The sequence below is a fragment of the Shimia thalassica genome (assembly GCF_001458215.1).
Classification (GTDB): Bacteria; Pseudomonadota; Alphaproteobacteria; order Rhodobacterales; family Rhodobacteraceae; genus Shimia; species Shimia thalassica.
In genome coordinates this window covers 1286091-1301505 of sequence record NZ_CYTW01000001.1, presented here as the reverse complement: position 1 = coordinate 1301505, position 15415 = coordinate 1286091, and the positions used below count along the sequence as shown (strand labels likewise).

Below are 15415 nucleotides of genomic sequence, written 5' to 3'. Positions count from 1 at the left end.
GTATGGCTCGCCGTTTTATCCTCAGTTTCACGGTGAGCCTCTGGGCAGGTGCAATGCCTGCCCAGACCGAAGAATTTGCCACCCTCAAAGGGCATGGTGGTCCGATTATGGATATTGCAGTGACGGACCAGGGTCAGGTGGCCACAGCCAGTTTTGACAATTCAGTTGGTCTTTGGACCGATGTGACCCCGTCGTGGCTGGAAGCCCATGATGCAGCGGTCACCGCCTTGGCCTCGGCCCCTGACGGCACGATTGCTTCGGCTGGTGATGACTATGTCCTTTATCGCTGGACCGGCAAGCAGGCCGAAAAAATCGGCTCTCACAAGGGCAAGATCAACGGACTGGCCTTTTCTCCTGATGGCACACGGCTTGCTTCGGCAAGCTGGGACGGTACCGTCGGGATCTGGGGCGCGGATGTGCCCCCCATCTTTCTTTCATCGCATCAGGGCGGCGCCAATGACGTTGCTTTCTCTGCCGATGGGTTGACCTTGTATGTGGCGACCATGACAGGTCAGTTGGTGGCCTATGACATGAGCGCCCCCTTCGAGATGCGCCTTCTTGTGTCGCACGGGTTTGGCATAAACCGCCTGATCACAACACCGGACTGGATTGCCTATGGCGCTGTTGATGGCGGCACGCGGGTTATCACCCACGAGGGGCAAAACATTGCCGATCTGACGCTGGAACGTCGCCCGATCCTGTCGATGGATTACAGCCCACAAAGCCGCCAAATGGCAGTGGGCGACGGGCACGGGTTCATCATGGTTGTCGACACCGACACATGGTCAATTGCACGCGATTTTCGGGCGACCCGCAAAGGGCCTGTCTGGGCACTGGCCTTTTCACCCGACGGCGCGATGATCTATGCGGGCGGTCTGGATGACGCCGCGTACCGCTGGCCGGTCACGTTGCTCAGCGAATTTGACCCAGCCATCACCGGCGAACGCGCCTTTTTGCGAGCCGCAGACACCATGCCCAATGGCGAGCGCCAATACACGCGCAAATGCGCCATTTGCCATGCCATCACGCCGCCCCCATCTCGCAAAGCGGGCCCAACCCTTTTTGGTGTGTTCGGCCGCAAGGCGGGCACCCTGCCCGATTACCGCTATTCATCCACATTGCTGGATCTGGATATCATTTGGTCGGAAGAAACTATTGACCAGCTGTTCGATCTGGGGCCGGATCACTATATTCCCGGCTCGAAGATGCCCCAACAACGGATTACGGGCCAACAGGATCGTGCGGACCTGATCGACTTTTTAAAACACGCAACAAGTTCGGAGAACTAAGACATGCAAGCCATGCTGGCAGGATTTGCCGCCATCGTTATCATCGCAATCGGCGCCAATCTGGTGCTCGACCAAATTGGATTTTCGTCTCAGGACCGGTATAGCGGCGCAGATGTACGACTGGACACTATGAAGTGATGATGCAGGCCGCAGCCAAAGACGAATACGGGGAAAACCTTGCTGGTGCGTCGATACTCGTGATCGATGACGAACCCGGTATGCGTAATTTTCTGACAAAAATCCTGACCCCGCGATGCAAACGTGTGGAACAGGCCGCATCCCCCGACGAGGCCACCCGCATTCTGGATCAGGCCCATTTTGACCTTGTGATTCTGGACAACATCATGCCCGGCCGCACAGGTCTTGAATGGTTGCGGGAACAGGGCAAGGTCGGTTTTTTTGCCGATACCATTCTGATCACGGCTTATGCTGATCTGGAAACCGCAATCACTGCGCTTCGAACCGGTGTTGCCGACTTTGTGCTGAAACCCTTTCGGGCGAACCAGATTTTAAACGCTGTGGCGCGCGCACTGGATCGTAAATACCTGCGGCGTGAAAACTATCTGTTGAAGCACGAGCTGTCTGCCGAAGGCAGCGCTATGCGCGGGCGCCTTTTGGGGAAATCGGTTGCCATCGAGAAAACACGCGAGATACTGCATCGTCTTGCGCCCTTGCCCACGCCCGTTCTGTTTACTGGCGCAAGTGGCACTGGCAAAGAGATCGCCGCACGCACGCTGCATTCAATGTCGGATCGCGCCGAGCAACCCTTTGTCGCGGTAAACTGCGCCGCTGTGGCGCCTGACCGCGTCGGGCAAGAGTTGTTTGGTTTGATCGACGACCAGAACATTCGCAAGGACGGGCTGTTTCTGCATGCGGACGGCGGCACTTTGTTTCTTGATGAAGTTGCCCAGATGCCGGATCAGGTTCAGGCCGCTCTGCTTCGTGTGCTCGAGGAAAAACGCATTCGCCCCGTAGGCGCCGAACGCGAAATCCCTTTGAACCTGCGGTTTCTGTTTGCCACCAATGCCAATCTTGAACAGGCCGTTCAGGAAGGCCGTTTTCGGGCAGATCTGTATCACCGCATCAATGTGTTTCAGCTGGACATGCCGAACCTCAGCGACCGCTCAGAAGACATCGTCGAACTGGCGGCTCTGTTTATGGAACAATTCTCGGTCTCGCTTGGCATGCCGGCTCTGGACCTCAACGAAGAGACGTTGCTCAAGTTTTGTCGCTATGACTGGCCCGGAAATGTGCGCGAACTGCGCAACCTGATCGAACGCTCGGTGATCCTTGGAGAGTTTCCGGAAGAGTTTTCCGGAAGCGGCAACATCAGCGGAGTGCGCGCGATTGAAACCCTTGATCTGGTGACCCAGCGCCACATCATGCATGTGCTGGACACCTGCGACGGCAACCGCGCAGAAGCGGCGCGCCGGTTGGGTGTGTCCCGCAAGACCATCGACCGGAAATGTGCAGGCTGGGGCCTTTAGGCCCTAGAGTGCGCTTTCGCAAGGCGGCAGCCAGACCGTGAACTCTGCCCCTCCTTCGGGGCGGTTTTCCACCGAGATCAACCCTTTGGCGCGCTGAACAAGGGTCTGGCTGATCGACAATCCCAAACCGGTGCCTTCACCCAGTTTCGTGGTGTAAAACGGGTCAAAGACCGACCGCATATCATTTCCGGGAAGACCCGGGCCAGTGTCGGCCACACGCAGACGTGCCCCGATTTTGTCACCGCGTGTTTCTGTATCTAGATACAACATCAAAGTGCCCCGTCCCTCCATCGCTTGCGTGGCATTGATGATAAGGTTGATGATCACCTGCTGCATTTCCCCCGGTGCCACACAGACCAAGGGGGCCGTGTCGATCTGCAATTGAACGGTAATGTCCTGCTTGGAAAGAACGTGATCGACCAGCACCAGACAATCGCGGATCAAAACCGACAGATCGACGCTTTCTTCTTGTGAGCCAAATTCGCTGGGGCGCGCAAACTGAAGCAGCTTGCCAACGATCACGTCAATCCGCTGTACTTGTTGGTCGATCAGATCCATCTCGGTTTCGACCTCTCGCGCCACATCCAGTGGCAGTGTCTGGCGCATGACGTCGACGTTGCCCTGAATGACCGCCACGGGATTATTGATCTCATGGGCGACGCCAGCCGTGATTTCGCCAATTGATGCCAGCTTTTCCGACATCACCAGCTGTTTGAAGGTTTCTTCAAGCTTGATGTTTGCATCACGCAATTCACCCGTGCGCCGCTCAACACGGTCGTTCAACTCATCCGCCCAGGATCGCAACGCCTGATCGCGCTCCTGAATCTGGTTGAGAAGTGTATCAAGGTGCGCGGCCACCTGACCGATTTCATCGCCCGTACCTACGTCCCCGTTGCGGGCGTTCAGATCACCGGCCTCCACCTTCTTCATCGTCTGGGTCATGCGTTCCAGAGGCGAAAAAATGCCCTTGGCCAACAAAAGGAACACCGGCACAGATAGCGTCAGAACTGCGATAAACGCCCCGAGCACCGTCCAATAGGCCGAGCGTTTGGCGGTCGCAAAAGGGGCTTCCAGAAAGCCGACATACAGCATCCCGACCCGTTCACCGAAGCTGTCGGTCAGCGGTAAATATCCCGAAATATACCAATCGTTCACCACGAAGGCGCGGTTCAGCCATGTTTGGCCTTTGCCAAGAACATTGGAGCGCACCGCCGCAGATACTCGTGTGCCCAGCGCACGCACGTCTTCGAACAGGCGAACATTGGTGGAAATGCGCACGTCATCCAGAAACAGGGTGGCCGTCCCCTGTCGGGCTTCGCCCGTGCCATCGTCGCGGTACACAAGCGCGTTAATGGTATCGATAAACTGCAAGTTGCGATTAAGAAGAATACCCCCAATCAAAACGCCTTCATGACCGGAAATCCGAACCGGGCTGGCCGTGTGCACCACCATGCCCCGATCTTCGACCTTGCGGGTTGTGGGCACCGCGGCTTCGGTATCAATCAACGGCAGCCGTGCCTGTTTCAGCAGGTCCACTGAAATCTTGCGCAGGTCCTCTCCGGAAAAGATGTCGATATTGGTGGCCAGTTCGCCACGGGCCGCGCGCCCGATAACGGGCCAGTCTTCTCCGGCCGAGGCGGCGTCTTCGAGCGGCAGAAAATACAAAAAGTCGAGGCTGAGATCCCACTGCGCCTGTGCCAGAAAATGCTGAAATTCGGTTTCGTTTCCCGCAATGACCTCTTCAAACTGTACCGATCCTGCTAAACTGCGCACATTGGTACCTGTCGCTAGAATGATCTGGCCCAGATACTGCTCTGCAATGCGCAAATCGCTTTCGACGTTTGCGATCAGCACCTTGTCATAATCCGACGTCCATCGCGTCATCGCCATCAAAAGCAACAAAGGCATCAGGACAATCAAGGGCAGCAAGGCCAGCACCAAAAGACGCAGGCGTACCGATCCAAGCAATTTTCCCATCATTTTCTTGTCCTTAACCGGTGGGCCCCTGGTGCATCACGGGCATTGTGTCACCCATTGTCAACCAAGGGCAAGCATCGTCACACCGGCGGGAGGGGCCCGTTGATGATCCGGCGACATCCATCGCATCCACAAACGGTGAAATCCCGCTCATAGGCGGCAACACACCGCTTTTTGCGCACCCTCGAAACACCGTAAAAATTTCTGTTGCCACATCACAGGTCTTGGGCATATCTAGGGGTGATGGTGCTGGAGACCTCAAAATCTTCGCATAATTGGGAACACGGTGCGGATCTTTTGATCCAATGCCGCGACTGCCCCCGCAACTGTAAGCGGCGAGCGACCCGTCAACACCACTGGCCAATTGGCCGGGAAGGGACGGCAAGCTGTGACCCGCAAGTCAGGAGACCTGCCATCGCATATGAACGTAACCCGGGCGGGGTGCTCCGGAAAGGCGCGTATCAACGGGGTCTGTTGTACCCTCTTTCTTGATCGCCTTTTCTGCCCCCTTCCCAAAGCGCGGAGGGCGCGATGCTAGTAGAAAGAACTCTGACCCAGTTACAGGTCGAAGCAACCACAACCGAACGAGCCCAAGAACTGGGCCGGATGGGATATATCCAATGGTTGGGATGGCTTCCGGGCCACACCAGCTATGAGGCTGAAGCCGTCAAAGCCTATTTGGTGGCAATGGATTTTGTTGATACGGACCCCGCGGTGGCGGTTTTTTGTGATCTGATCCGGAAATCACTGCGCCGGCCATTGGTCCCGCTTGACCTGAGCCTGCCCAAGCCCCGTCGCAAAGGCGGAGCAAAGCGCAGGCGTGACGCGCTTTAGGTTTTCTAGGGATACAGATTTGGCGGGGTTTTGAGGTTCTGCCAATCGCGAAACCAAACAGGTTTGACAAGCGGCCCACCATCCTGTGGGCCGCTTGTTTTGATTTTACGCCGGAACAGGCGCGCCTTTGGCCGCGACTGCTTGTTCGCGTTTTTCGTCAGCTCGGAAAAAGACCAGATAGAACACGGGCGCAGCGATCAGCGTCAGGACCGTTGCAAAGGCCAACCCGCCCATGATGGTGACCGACATCGACACAAAGAAGGCATCGCTAAGAAGCGGCGCCATTCCAAGAATGGTGGTCACCGCAGCCAGCATCACGGGGCGCAAACGCGAGACGCTTGCCTTGATGATGCTTTCACGAAGCGGCAGACCCGTCCCGCGCACATGGTCAATCTCTTCCACAAGCACGATCCCGTTTTTGATCAGCATCCCCGACAGGCTGAGCAGACCCAGCAAGGCGGTAAAGCTGAACGGCAGTCCTGTGCCCAGCAAACCAATCACGACGCCGTTTACCGACATGGGCACCAGCAACCAAATGATGATCGGTTGGCGAATGGCGTTGAACAACAGGATCGAGATCAAGACCATGATCAGCGCACTCAACGGAAGCTGCGAGCCAAGCGCGGCCTGCGCTTCGGCCGAGCTTTCTTTTTCGCCACCCCAAGTGATTTTGTAACCCGGAGGCAGCTCCATCGCTTCGACAGCCTCCTGAATCTCGGCCTGAACTGACGCCGCGGTCACATCGCGGGAAATGTCGGCCCCGACAGTGATGGTCAGAACGCGGTCACGTCGTTGCAGCAAGGTATTCTGCACCTCATACGCAAACCCATCCACCATCTGTTCGACAGGCAAGGCCTGGTTCGCAGTAGAGGAATAGACCACCTGATCCATGAGGTTGTATTCAGACTCGGCTTCGCGTCTGACGATGATCGGGATCAACCGTTCGCGTTCACGGAACACGCCCCCGGTAAACCCGTCCAGCGAGAACAGCAACATATCTGCAATGTCGTCACGATTGACGCCCGCGTTCTGTGCACGCTCGGTTGCGTAAATGGGTCGGATCATCACTTCCTGCTCGCGCCAATCGGTGCGAATGCCATGCAAATTGTCAGAGTTTGCTCCCAGCAAAGACGCCACTTCCGAGGCCAGTTCACGCAAAACAACCGGATCGCTGCCAGAGACACGAACCTGAATAGGGTCGTTCCCACCCGGCCCGAAGACCAAGCGTTTGGTGCGGAATTCGCCTTCGGGGAAGGCACTGTTGCCAAAGTCCTCAAGATCTTTTTGCAACTCAGGAATTTCGCTCAGGTCATGCGTGCGCACGATCAGATGCCCATAGCTTGGATTGATGGGTTCCGAATTGTAAGTCAGCATGAAGCGTGTAGCCCCCTGCCCGACAAAGGTTGCGACAGACACCACTTCTTCGCGCTCGGCCAGCCATTTTTCCATCTCGGCCATATGCTTGGACGTGGTTGAGATGGATGTCCCTTGTGGCAACTTGTAGTGGACGAAGAACAACGGCGTGTTCGAATCCGGGAAGAACTGTTGTTTGACCTGCGCAAAACCCGCGAAACAAACCGCTGTCACCGCGACAAGTCCCACGATCACAAACCAGCGAAACTTGAGCGCCAGACGCAGGCTGCTTCCGTAAAGGCGGAAGAACAAGCCACCATAGGCGTCTTCTCCGCCTTCTTTGCCCTGTTTGAACAGATAGTGACCAAGCAACGGCGTCACCGTCAGCGCAAGCAACCAGCTCAGCAGCAACGAGATCGCGATCACAGCAAAAAGCGAGAATAGAAATTCGCCCGTCGCATCCGGCGAAAGCCCGATACCTGCAAAGGCCATGATCCCGATCACGGTCGCCCCAAGAAGCGGTATCTGGGTTTTGGCAGCGGCATCATCTGCGGCCTCGCGCGAGGTGCGCCCGTGCAACATCGAGATTTGCATCCCTTCGGCCACAACGATTGCGTTGTCCACCAACATCCCCATTGCGATGATCAATGCCCCAAGAGAAATACGCTCCATCTCGATCGACCAGAGGTTCATGAACAACAAGGTGCCCACAACCGTCAGCAACAGGGTCACCCCCACCACAACAGCGGCCCGCCACCCCATAAAGACGGCCAGAACAACCACAACAATGGCCACCGACATCGCAAGGTTCACAAGGAAATCGTTCGAAGCTTTCTCGACAACAACGTGTTGCTGATAGATCGGCAAAAGTTCGACACCGTAGGGAATATTGCTGTCCAGCTCGGCCAGCTTGGCATCCACGCGTTTGCCGACTTCGACGATGTTTTCATCTGCAAGCCCCGCCACGCCAAGCGTGAAGGCTTCGGTGCCGTTGAAGCGGACGATTAGGTCCGGATCATCCTGACGCCCCCGATAGACATCCGCGATATCAAAGAGGTTCAGCACCGAGCCCCCGACACCCACGGACAAACCGGCAATGGCCGATACGGAATCCGACCCGTCGGGTGTCAAAATCTGGGTTTTGGTCACGCCGTTGTCGACGGCCCCCGCTGGCGCAACAGAGTCGGCGGTCGAGATGGCATTCACAATCGCATCGATAGGAATACCGGTGTTCACAGACAACGTCATGTCGGGCTCGACAAAGATGGCCTCTTCCGGCAGGCCGGCCACTTCGACATCCGCGACACCGTCCACGGTCAGCAACTCGCGCCTTAGAAACGTTGCCAAATCATGCTTTTCAGCGTCGGAATACCCTTGGGCGGTAACGGCAAAGAAAATCCCGAACACATCGCCGAATGTGTCATTCACATAGGGTTGCGACACGCCGGACGGCAATGACCGTGACGCATCACGTATACGCGCCCTCAGATCGGTCCAGATGGCCGTCAATTCATCCCCGTCATAGGTCGACTCGATGTGAACATCGATCCGGCTGTAACCGGGACGGTTGGTTGACGTGATATAGTCGACCTCTCCCATCTTCTGGATGGCGGATTCCAGAGGTTCGGAGACCTCATTGGCCACCTGTTCGGCCGTTGCGCCGGAATAGGTGGTGATAATGACGGCCTGTTTGATGGTAAAAGCAGGGTCTTCCAAACGGCCAAGGGAGAAGAACCCCCATATCCCGCCGAACAGGAAAACAACGATAATCAACCACGTATAGAGTGGCTTTTCAATTGAGTTGCGGGCGATGTTCATGTCTCAGCCCTCAGTTCGCAAATCCGGAAAACCGGCGCACCATCTGGCCGTTTTCCAGAGCGCTTCCGCCAACGACGACGATCTCGTCACCGTCTTCAAGGCCCTCTGTCACGCGCGCATCCCCTGATTGGGTCGGGGAAATCTTGACCGGCGTCCACACGACCATGCCATCGGTTTCATTGGTTTTGTCAAACCGCATCACGCCCGGTTCTCCCTGATCGCTCATGACCAGCGCCGTTGTCGGCACAGTCATCCCGTCCTCGGGAAGTGTGGCGCGGATCACTACCGTGACCGAAGATCCGGGCAGCACCATCATGCCCTCGGGCGGTGCCATGCCAAATGTGGCGCGGAAAGTTTGCCCCACTGTTGATGTTTCGGCGTCGAATTCACGGATCTGGAGCGGAAACTCTTGATCCGAGATCGGAAAGCGTGCGCGAATTTCATTGTCGCGGTTTTCACCGGACCGTTGGAACAGAACTTCCGGCACGTCGACCTCGATATGCAATTCAGACATATCATGGATGCGGACAACCGGTGTTCCCGCAGACACGGTCGAAAACACTTCGACATTCCGGCTTGAAACCAACCCGTCAAACGGGGCCAGCAAGGTCGCATGTTCAAGAGACCATTCTGCGTTGCGCACCGCGGCCCCTGTAAGACCCACCTGCGTTTCGGCATCATCCACGGCGGCTTCACTGACCGTATTGCCGGACAGTTTCGACATGCGCTCAAGCGTACGCTCGGCCTGTTCCTGCTGCAAACGGGCCTGTTCCAACTGGATCTCGAAGGTTTCCTGATCCAGCTTGGCGATCAGCTCTCCTTGGCCCAGCATGTTGCCTTCGATGATTGGAAATTCGAGGATCTGCCCCCCGACCTGAAACGCGAGATCAACTGACTGTTTTGCGGCGACGCGGCCAATAAACTGGCGCTCCATCGTCACGGGCTGGGTCGATACCGACATGAGCTTTACCGGCTTCAAGGGGTCTGCTGCCAACACAGGCGTTGCAGCGGCGACCATTGTGATCAGGCTTACTAGTTTAACAATCTGCACTTTTCATACCCTCCGGTATTCCATGTTCCAGGATTTTGATGCTCGCTTTTGAAACCAATTCGGCAAAGCGTTCTATTTCAGTTTTGGTCAGGCCAGACAGCTCGGCAAAAGCGGTCCCTGCCTCTTCCAGTAAATCGGTACGCACGCGGTCACCGGTCTTGGTCAGTGTCACGCACCACGCCCGCCGGTCTGTCGGGTCCCGTTCACGCAGCACCAGACCGCGCTCTTCCAATGCATCGGCCACGGCCGTTACGGTTGAAGGAAGTGCTGCCATTTGCTGGGCCAGAACCCCCATGCGTTTGGGTTCGTCCAAACGCACGAGCATATGACGTTCCTGTTTGGTGAGCGGCATGCCCTCACTCAAGGTTTCCATCAACTCTTCCAGCCGCCAGAACATGACGTGGATGCCCATCATAGACCGGATTTCGGGCGGATAATTCTCGCCCAAAAAGTCAGATACTTCGGAAAATTTTGAAGTCATGTTTTAAACCCGTGACGTTTGCAGGAAATATACTTCAGAAAATGAAGCTTTCAACACCGAATTGAATTATCTGCTAATCGCCTGAAAACATTTTAAAATAATGCATTACACCTGTCTGAATTCCGCGCACAGCCTGCGTTAGCGAAGGGTTCCACCGATGTCATCGCGCGCGATTGAGACGGTTTTAACCACCACATAACATGGTGTTCCGACACTGATTCCCAATGCCTGAACCGAGCGGCGCGTGATACGTGCGAGCACCAGTCCCGCCGAGGTTCGCACCGAGGCAATGGCGCCCGGCCCGTCCCCTGCCTGAAGGTTTTCAACAACGCCAGGCAGGATATTCAACGCCGACAATCCCGTCGGGCGATCCTTGGACAGGATCACATCCTGAGCAGAAATACGGACGCGCAACAGGCTTCCCTCATCTGCAGAGACGCGGGGCAGAAACAACGCCTCTTGACCTGCGGATAGTTCGGTCAACCCATCCGTATGATGTTTGCGCACTTTGGCCTCAAGCAAGGCCCCCACCCAACGCACACCAGCAGGTCGAAAGCTTGGATCGCTAAACAGGGCTGCGGTGTCGCCTTGATGGCTGACGTGCCCCTTGTCCAGAACCACAACCGTGGTCGCCAGCCGCGCAACTTCTGCCAAAGAATGGCTGACATAGAGGATCGGAACCGCCATTTCATCTCGAAGCCGTTCGAAATACGGAAGGATTTCATCCTTGCGGGCATCATCCAATGCGGCCAAGGGTTCATCGGCCAAAATCAAGCGTGGTCTCGCCAAAAGAGCCCGCCCGATCGCAACACGCTGTTTTTCACCGCCTGACAGGTGATGCACGCGGCGCGTCAGCATACCCTCAAGCCCGAGCATACCAACCACACGGTCAAAATCTGCCTTTGGTTCAGCCTTGCCAGCAAACCGCTGTCCGAACACAAGGTTTTTCAGAACGTTCAAATGGGGAAACAGGCGGGCCTCTTGAAAGATATATCCAATTCGGCGTTTGTGCGGCGGCACCCAGCGACCTGCCCCGCTGTCGAACAAGACGTCATCGTCAACACTGATCTTTCCCGCGTCCGGTTTCAGCAACCCGGCCACGCCATTGATGACGCTTGTCTTTCCCGATCCCGAATGGCCAAACAGCGCTGTCAGCCCAGCAGGCGCATCAAAGGCAACATCAAGTTCAAAGCCGTCAAGCTGGTGCTTTATCGAAACCGAAAGAGTCATGTGCCAGACACCCTTTTGGCCATCCTTTGCGCAATGACTTCAGACGCCAACAGGGCAGTCATTGCAATGACGACGGAGACGATCACCAGCTTCAGCGCAGAACTCTCACCACCGGGCACTTGCAGGAAAGCATAGATCGCAGACGGCAAGGTTTGCGTCTGCCCCGGAATATTGGACGCAAAGGTGATGGTGGCGCCAAATTCTCCCATCGCCTTGGCAAAGGCCAATATCGTACCCGCCAGAACACCCGGCAGGATCAAAGGCAGCGTCACTGTCAAAAAGACCCAGATCTTAGAGGCCCCGAGTGTCGCGGCGGCCTGTTCCAGTTTTGGATCAACAGCTTCAATCGAAAGACGAATGGCACGCACCATCAACGGGAACGCCATGATACCTGCAGCCAATGCCGCGCCGGTCCAGCGGAAGGCAAAGACAATCCCGATCTCTTCGAGCATCGCGCCCACCGCCCCGCGCGTTCCAAAGGTCATCAACAACAGATACCCCGTCACGACAGGCGGCAGGATCAAGGGAAGATGCACCAACCCGTTCAGCAACTGTTTGCCCGGAAAGTTCCAGCGCGCCAAAGCAAAAGCCGTAAAAATACCCAGCGGCAGAGTCCAGATCGTGGCCCATATGGCCACCTTGAGCGACAGAAACACCGCCTGCCATTCATTCGGGCCCAGCCAATCAGCCATCATCAGCCCTTTCAATCACTTGAAAACCATGGGCTCTGAAAACGTCTTGGGCATCGTCGGTCTGAAGAAAGGATAAAAAGGCGCGCGCTTCGGCAACGTTGCCTTCGGCGATTGCTGCAACGGGATAAACGATCTCGGGGTGCGTTTCGGGCGGGAAGGTCGCGACGATAGACACATCCATGCCATCCACCACATCGGTGGCATAAACGATGCCCAACGGGACTTCTCCGCGCGTCACCAGCGCAAGAGCCGCCCTCACGTTGTCGGTCTGGGCAACATAAGGCGCCACATCCTGCCACAGCTTCAATGACTGCAATGCCGCCTTGCCATAGATGCCGGCGGGCACCGCATCGACCAAGGCCATTGCCAGACGCCCCCCTTCCAGCAGTCCGACCAAGTCAGTTTCGGAAGTCAGATCAACCGCAGCCGCATCACGATTGGACACCAGCACCAAGCGGTTGGACAGCAGGCTTACAGGCCCCTCCGCGACGAGAAGCTGTTTTTGCCCCAAAACATCCATCCATGCCACATTTGCGGAAAAAAATATGTCGGCTGGCGCACCCAGTTCAATTTGTCGCGCCAGTATGGAAGATCCCGCAAATGACAGCACCACTTTGGTGCCGCTCTGGGCCTGATATCTACCGGCGACGTCTTCCAACGCCTCTTTCAAACTCGCCGCGGCAAACACTGTGAGCGATGCAGCATTTGCAATATTTCCCAAACATAACAGAAATATAACCAATGCGACTTGAGCTTTGGTTAGGTAAAAGCGGAAGAGGTGTGCTATCATTGACATGTTCGCTCGGAAGTATCCGCGCCATTCGCAACCATGCAAGCGATAATTCCACTTTTGACGCCTCGACCAGTGTTTACCTACAGGCAAAAAAGTAGATTTACGTGGCGATACCTCGGGAAAACCTTCTTTTTTGTAAAAACCTGTTCTAGAGTTCTTGAAATTCCGAAATGAAATGCAGGTACCAACTTTGATCCGACTAGATTGCTCGCCCTCCAAAGGGGAAGTGACCCGCCAGAAAATCAAAATGGCCGCGATGAAGCTTTTTGCACAACGCGGGCTTGAAGCTGTGTCCGTGCGGGACATCAACAAAGCATCCGGTCAACGAAATGCGGGATCGATCAACTATCACTTTTCGTCGCGCGATGATCTTATTCGCGAAATCATGTTGGATGTGGGAAAAATTCTGGATGCGGACCATGCGGCGCGTCTTGATGAACTCGAGGCGCAATCAGGCCCCAAGGATGTCCGCGAAGTTGCCAGTATCCTTGTGCGTCCCCTCTCCGAGATTTCGGATGACATCACGACCTGCACGCACTCTCTTCGGTTCCTGCACATGGCCATGCTCAGCCATCGCGACATGATGATGGATGCTCTGGAAAACCGGCCGGGACTTGAGAGATGTCTGGATCACATCCGCCGCCTTGCGCCGGAAATGCCCTCGGAAATTCTGGAACAACGGATCAGGCTTGCCATGAAGTTCCTGCTTATGTCCGGTTCTGCGCGCGAACAGGCGTTGCAACATGGTGACAACTACGATCCTTACTGGAACGCGCCTTGGGCGCCCGACAATGTTGCGGATGCCTTTGCCGGGATCGTATCTGCGCCGGTCTCCAAACTGACCCAAGATCTGTTTGACGGCTCACAAGATAGCACAGCCGTAGCTAGCTAACCCCACTACCTCTGACGAAAAGATGGTTGCCCAAGCAGGCACGCGCAGTCGAAAGCCGTAGAAGGGGACGCGCCCTTTATGCTGGTTCCTGCGCTTGGCTCAACCACTGCCACCACTCTTGCCACAGCGCCTCGCGACCGATGCGAAACGCCGCTTCGTGGTCGATACGTTTGACGCCAACGTCCTCGGGTGAACGCAGAACTTCACTATAATCGGCATTCGCGTAAAGCTTGCGAATAAACTCGGCTGCTTTTGGTGTCGCGATCCCGTCGTCTGTAAACAGCCAGGACCGGATCGAAGACGTGACCTCTTCGTAATGGTGTGGCCGCAAATCCCCGTCCAGATCACCCAAGAAATAGTCTTTGCGGTGCGCCCAGCGGCGCCATGTGCGAAAGACACGCGGCGGCAAAGGTTCCCCCGTCCAGCCACCTGCCGAGCGGATATACCCCCAGCGTGCAAGGGAATACCCCCCCATGCCCCACCAGAAATACCACTCGAGCGGCCAGCGTTTCGGGGGATGCGCCCCCCAATACCCGCTGCCAATCGCAACAAAAGCATGTCGCACGATGCGATCCTGGTTTGGCATCAGGCCCAGAAAGTGCCCTCCGACACTGTGCGCGACATGCGTCAATGGCAATCCCGGAGCGGCCTCTGCCAGATGATCAAGAACGGCCGTCTGATCCAATCGCCCCCAATCCCAATATTCGATTTCGGATCCTGAAAGGCTGCCCTGACGCGAGTCGGCAATCCCGCGATAGTCATAGGTCAGAACGATCGCCCCCTGCCCGGCAAGCCATTCGGCAAAGGAACGGTAAAAGCTACGCGGAAACCCGGTGCCTGCCGAGATCATGACCGCAATCCGGGGATCGCGCCCGACAAAGAGATCACCGGCAAGCGTAACCCCATCAGAGGTTTCGATACGCTGGTTTTCTTTGACGATCACGGCCAAGTCGCTTGCAAGGGCATTCATTCCAATGATCCTTTTCCGGATGTGTTCTTGGCACCTTCGGGATTGATGATCTGCTCTGCGTTTTCTGTGATGTGGTGCAGGAACCTCGCAATGACGTCTTGTTCCGCTTCATCAAAGGGCGCCAGAAGGGCCTCATTGAACCGCTTGACCACAGATTGGCTGCGTCGGACCAGTTCAAGACCGGAAGGCTCGAGAAACACACGTGTTACGCGCGCATCTTCCTCAGTGGCTTCTTTCCGGATCAACCCTTTGGCAACCAGACGGTCGACCATTCCGGATAATCCGGACTTACCAAGTGAAAGCAATGCGCCGATTTCCCTTTGGGACATGCCGTCCTGACGCGCCAAGGTGAACAGGACGGCCTGCTGGCTGGTGGACAGCCCGATATCGGTTTTGGACCGCCTGTCAGCGGCCCGAAACAATGCGCTGTGCGCCCTGCTCAAATGCAGAAAGACTTTTGGTTGTGTCTTCATTTCCGCCCCATTGGTTCGCTTGCGTACTGTTCGCTTACGTACTAATTCGGAAACACGTCACCTTACAACCCTGAC

At 56.1% G+C, this 15415-nt stretch carries 14 protein-coding genes and 1 riboswitch; of the genes, 5 read left to right on the top strand and 9 right to left on the bottom strand.

The genetic code is table 11. The features are described 5' to 3' along the window. Positions 1 to 2: 2 nt before the first annotated feature. The 3 genes from PH7735_RS06015 to PH7735_RS06010 are packed head-to-tail and all read left to right on the top strand — an operon-like array spanning position 3 to position 2776. Entirely contained in the window at positions 3 to 1289 is a 1287-nt protein-coding gene (locus PH7735_RS06015) for a c-type cytochrome (RefSeq protein WP_082645139.1), read from the top strand. 3 nt (positions 1290 to 1292) lie between these two features. Further along, entirely contained in the window at positions 1293 to 1427 is a 135-nt protein-coding gene (locus PH7735_RS21140; protein WP_267885800.1) for a hypothetical protein, read from the top strand. Further along, on the top strand, positions 1427 to 2776 hold the full coding sequence (locus PH7735_RS06010) for a sigma-54-dependent transcriptional regulator (RefSeq protein ID WP_058310374.1): 1350 nt from the start codon (positions 1427 to 1429) through the stop codon (positions 2774 to 2776). The genes PH7735_RS21140 and PH7735_RS06010 overlap by 1 nt, the downstream gene beginning before the upstream one ends. 3 nt (positions 2777 to 2779) lie before the next feature. On the opposite strand, the gene PH7735_RS06005 is transcribed toward PH7735_RS06010, so the two are convergent. Continuing rightward, positions 2780 to 4756 (bottom strand): sensor histidine kinase, encoded by a 1977-nt coding sequence (locus PH7735_RS06005; protein ID WP_233488270.1) that lies wholly within the window; start codon positions 4754 to 4756, stop codon positions 2780 to 2782. 224 nt (positions 4757 to 4980) lie between these two features. Beyond that, a riboswitch (cobalamin riboswitch) is annotated at positions 4981 to 5184 on the top strand. A gap of 100 nt (positions 5185 to 5284) precedes the next feature. On the opposite strand from PH7735_RS06005, the gene PH7735_RS05995 reads away from it, so the two are divergent. After that, on the top strand, positions 5285 to 5587 hold the full coding sequence (locus PH7735_RS05995) for a hypothetical protein (RefSeq protein WP_058310372.1): 303 nt from the start codon (positions 5285 to 5287) through the stop codon (positions 5585 to 5587). Positions 5588 to 5692: 105 nt separating this feature from the next. On the opposite strand, the gene PH7735_RS05990 is transcribed toward PH7735_RS05995, so the two are convergent. From PH7735_RS05990 to modA, 6 genes are all read right to left on the bottom strand, one after another. Then, positions 5693 to 8758 (bottom strand): efflux RND transporter permease subunit, encoded by a 3066-nt coding sequence (locus tag PH7735_RS05990; RefSeq protein WP_058310371.1) that lies wholly within the window; start codon positions 8756 to 8758, stop codon positions 5693 to 5695. A 10-nt stretch (positions 8759 to 8768) separates the two neighbouring features. Beyond that, positions 8769 to 9809 (bottom strand): efflux RND transporter periplasmic adaptor subunit, encoded by a 1041-nt coding sequence (locus PH7735_RS05985; protein WP_306341224.1) that lies wholly within the window; start codon positions 9807 to 9809, stop codon positions 8769 to 8771. Then, positions 9796 to 10290 (bottom strand): MarR family winged helix-turn-helix transcriptional regulator, encoded by a 495-nt coding sequence (locus PH7735_RS05980; protein ID WP_099274701.1) that lies wholly within the window; start codon positions 10288 to 10290, stop codon positions 9796 to 9798. Before PH7735_RS05980 ends, PH7735_RS05985 begins: the two co-directional genes overlap by 14 nt. A gap of 138 nt (positions 10291 to 10428) precedes the next feature. Then, positions 10429 to 11520: a molybdenum ABC transporter ATP-binding protein gene (gene modC, locus PH7735_RS05975; protein WP_058310369.1), complete on the bottom strand. Its 1092-nt coding sequence runs from the start codon at positions 11518 to 11520 to the stop codon at positions 10429 to 10431. Beyond that, positions 11517 to 12212, bottom strand: coding sequence for a molybdate ABC transporter permease subunit (gene modB / locus PH7735_RS05970; RefSeq protein WP_058311165.1), 696 nt, complete (start codon positions 12210 to 12212; stop codon positions 11517 to 11519). Before modB ends, modC begins: the two co-directional genes overlap by 4 nt. Next, entirely contained in the window at positions 12205 to 13311 is a 1107-nt protein-coding gene (modA, locus tag PH7735_RS05965) for a molybdate ABC transporter substrate-binding protein (RefSeq protein WP_233488269.1), read from the bottom strand. The genes modB and modA overlap by 8 nt, the downstream gene beginning before the upstream one ends. On the opposite strand from modA, the gene PH7735_RS05960 reads away from it, so the two are divergent. Further along, positions 13253 to 13897, top strand: a complete 645-nt coding sequence (locus PH7735_RS05960; protein WP_058310368.1) for a helix-turn-helix domain-containing protein — start codon at positions 13253 to 13255, stop codon at positions 13895 to 13897. The genes modA and PH7735_RS05960 overlap by 59 nt on opposite strands. Positions 13898 to 13973: 76 nt before the next feature. Here PH7735_RS05960 and PH7735_RS05955 read toward each other — a convergent pair whose 3' ends face one another. Further along, positions 13974 to 14867 (bottom strand): alpha/beta hydrolase family protein, encoded by an 894-nt coding sequence (locus PH7735_RS05955; protein WP_058310367.1) that lies wholly within the window; start codon positions 14865 to 14867, stop codon positions 13974 to 13976. After that, entirely contained in the window at positions 14864 to 15340 is a 477-nt protein-coding gene (locus tag PH7735_RS05950) for a MarR family winged helix-turn-helix transcriptional regulator (RefSeq protein ID WP_058310366.1), read from the bottom strand. Before PH7735_RS05950 ends, PH7735_RS05955 begins: the two co-directional genes overlap by 4 nt. Positions 15341 to 15415: the final 75 nt, after the last annotated feature.

Bases quoted from the DNA above. Each gene is read 5' to 3' on its own strand.
- modA (WP_233488269.1), bottom strand. From the start codon at position 13,311: ATGTCCCGCACGGACACAGCTTCAAGCCCGCGTTGTGCAAAAAGCTTC.
- PH7735_RS05955 (WP_058310367.1), bottom strand. From the start codon at position 14,867: ATGAATGCCCTTGCAAGCGACTTGGCCGTGATCGTCAAAGAAAACCAG.
- modB (WP_058311165.1), bottom strand. From the start codon at position 12,212: ATGGCTGATTGGCTGGGCCCGAATGAATGGCAGGCGGTGTTTCTGTCG.
- PH7735_RS05995 (WP_058310372.1), top strand. From the start codon at position 5,285: ATGCTAGTAGAAAGAACTCTGACCCAGTTACAGGTCGAAGCAACCACA.
- PH7735_RS05960 (WP_058310368.1), top strand. From the start codon at position 13,253: ATGGCCGCGATGAAGCTTTTTGCACAACGCGGGCTTGAAGCTGTGTCC.
- PH7735_RS05990 (WP_058310371.1), bottom strand. From the start codon at position 8,758: ATGAACATCGCCCGCAACTCAATTGAAAAGCCACTCTATACGTGGTTG.
- PH7735_RS05950 (WP_058310366.1), bottom strand. From the start codon at position 15,340: ATGAAGACACAACCAAAAGTCTTTCTGCATTTGAGCAGGGCGCACAGC.
- PH7735_RS06005 (WP_233488270.1), bottom strand. From the start codon at position 4,756: ATGATGGGAAAATTGCTTGGATCGGTACGCCTGCGTCTTTTGGTGCTG.
- PH7735_RS06010 (WP_058310374.1), top strand. From the start codon at position 1,427: ATGATGCAGGCCGCAGCCAAAGACGAATACGGGGAAAACCTTGCTGGT.
- PH7735_RS21140 (WP_267885800.1), top strand. From the start codon at position 1,293: ATGCAAGCCATGCTGGCAGGATTTGCCGCCATCGTTATCATCGCAATC.
- modC (WP_058310369.1), bottom strand. From the start codon at position 11,520: ATGACTCTTTCGGTTTCGATAAAGCACCAGCTTGACGGCTTTGAACTT.
- PH7735_RS06015 (WP_082645139.1), top strand. From the start codon at position 3: ATGGCTCGCCGTTTTATCCTCAGTTTCACGGTGAGCCTCTGGGCAGGT.
- PH7735_RS05980 (WP_099274701.1), bottom strand. From the start codon at position 10,290: ATGACTTCAAAATTTTCCGAAGTATCTGACTTTTTGGGCGAGAATTAT.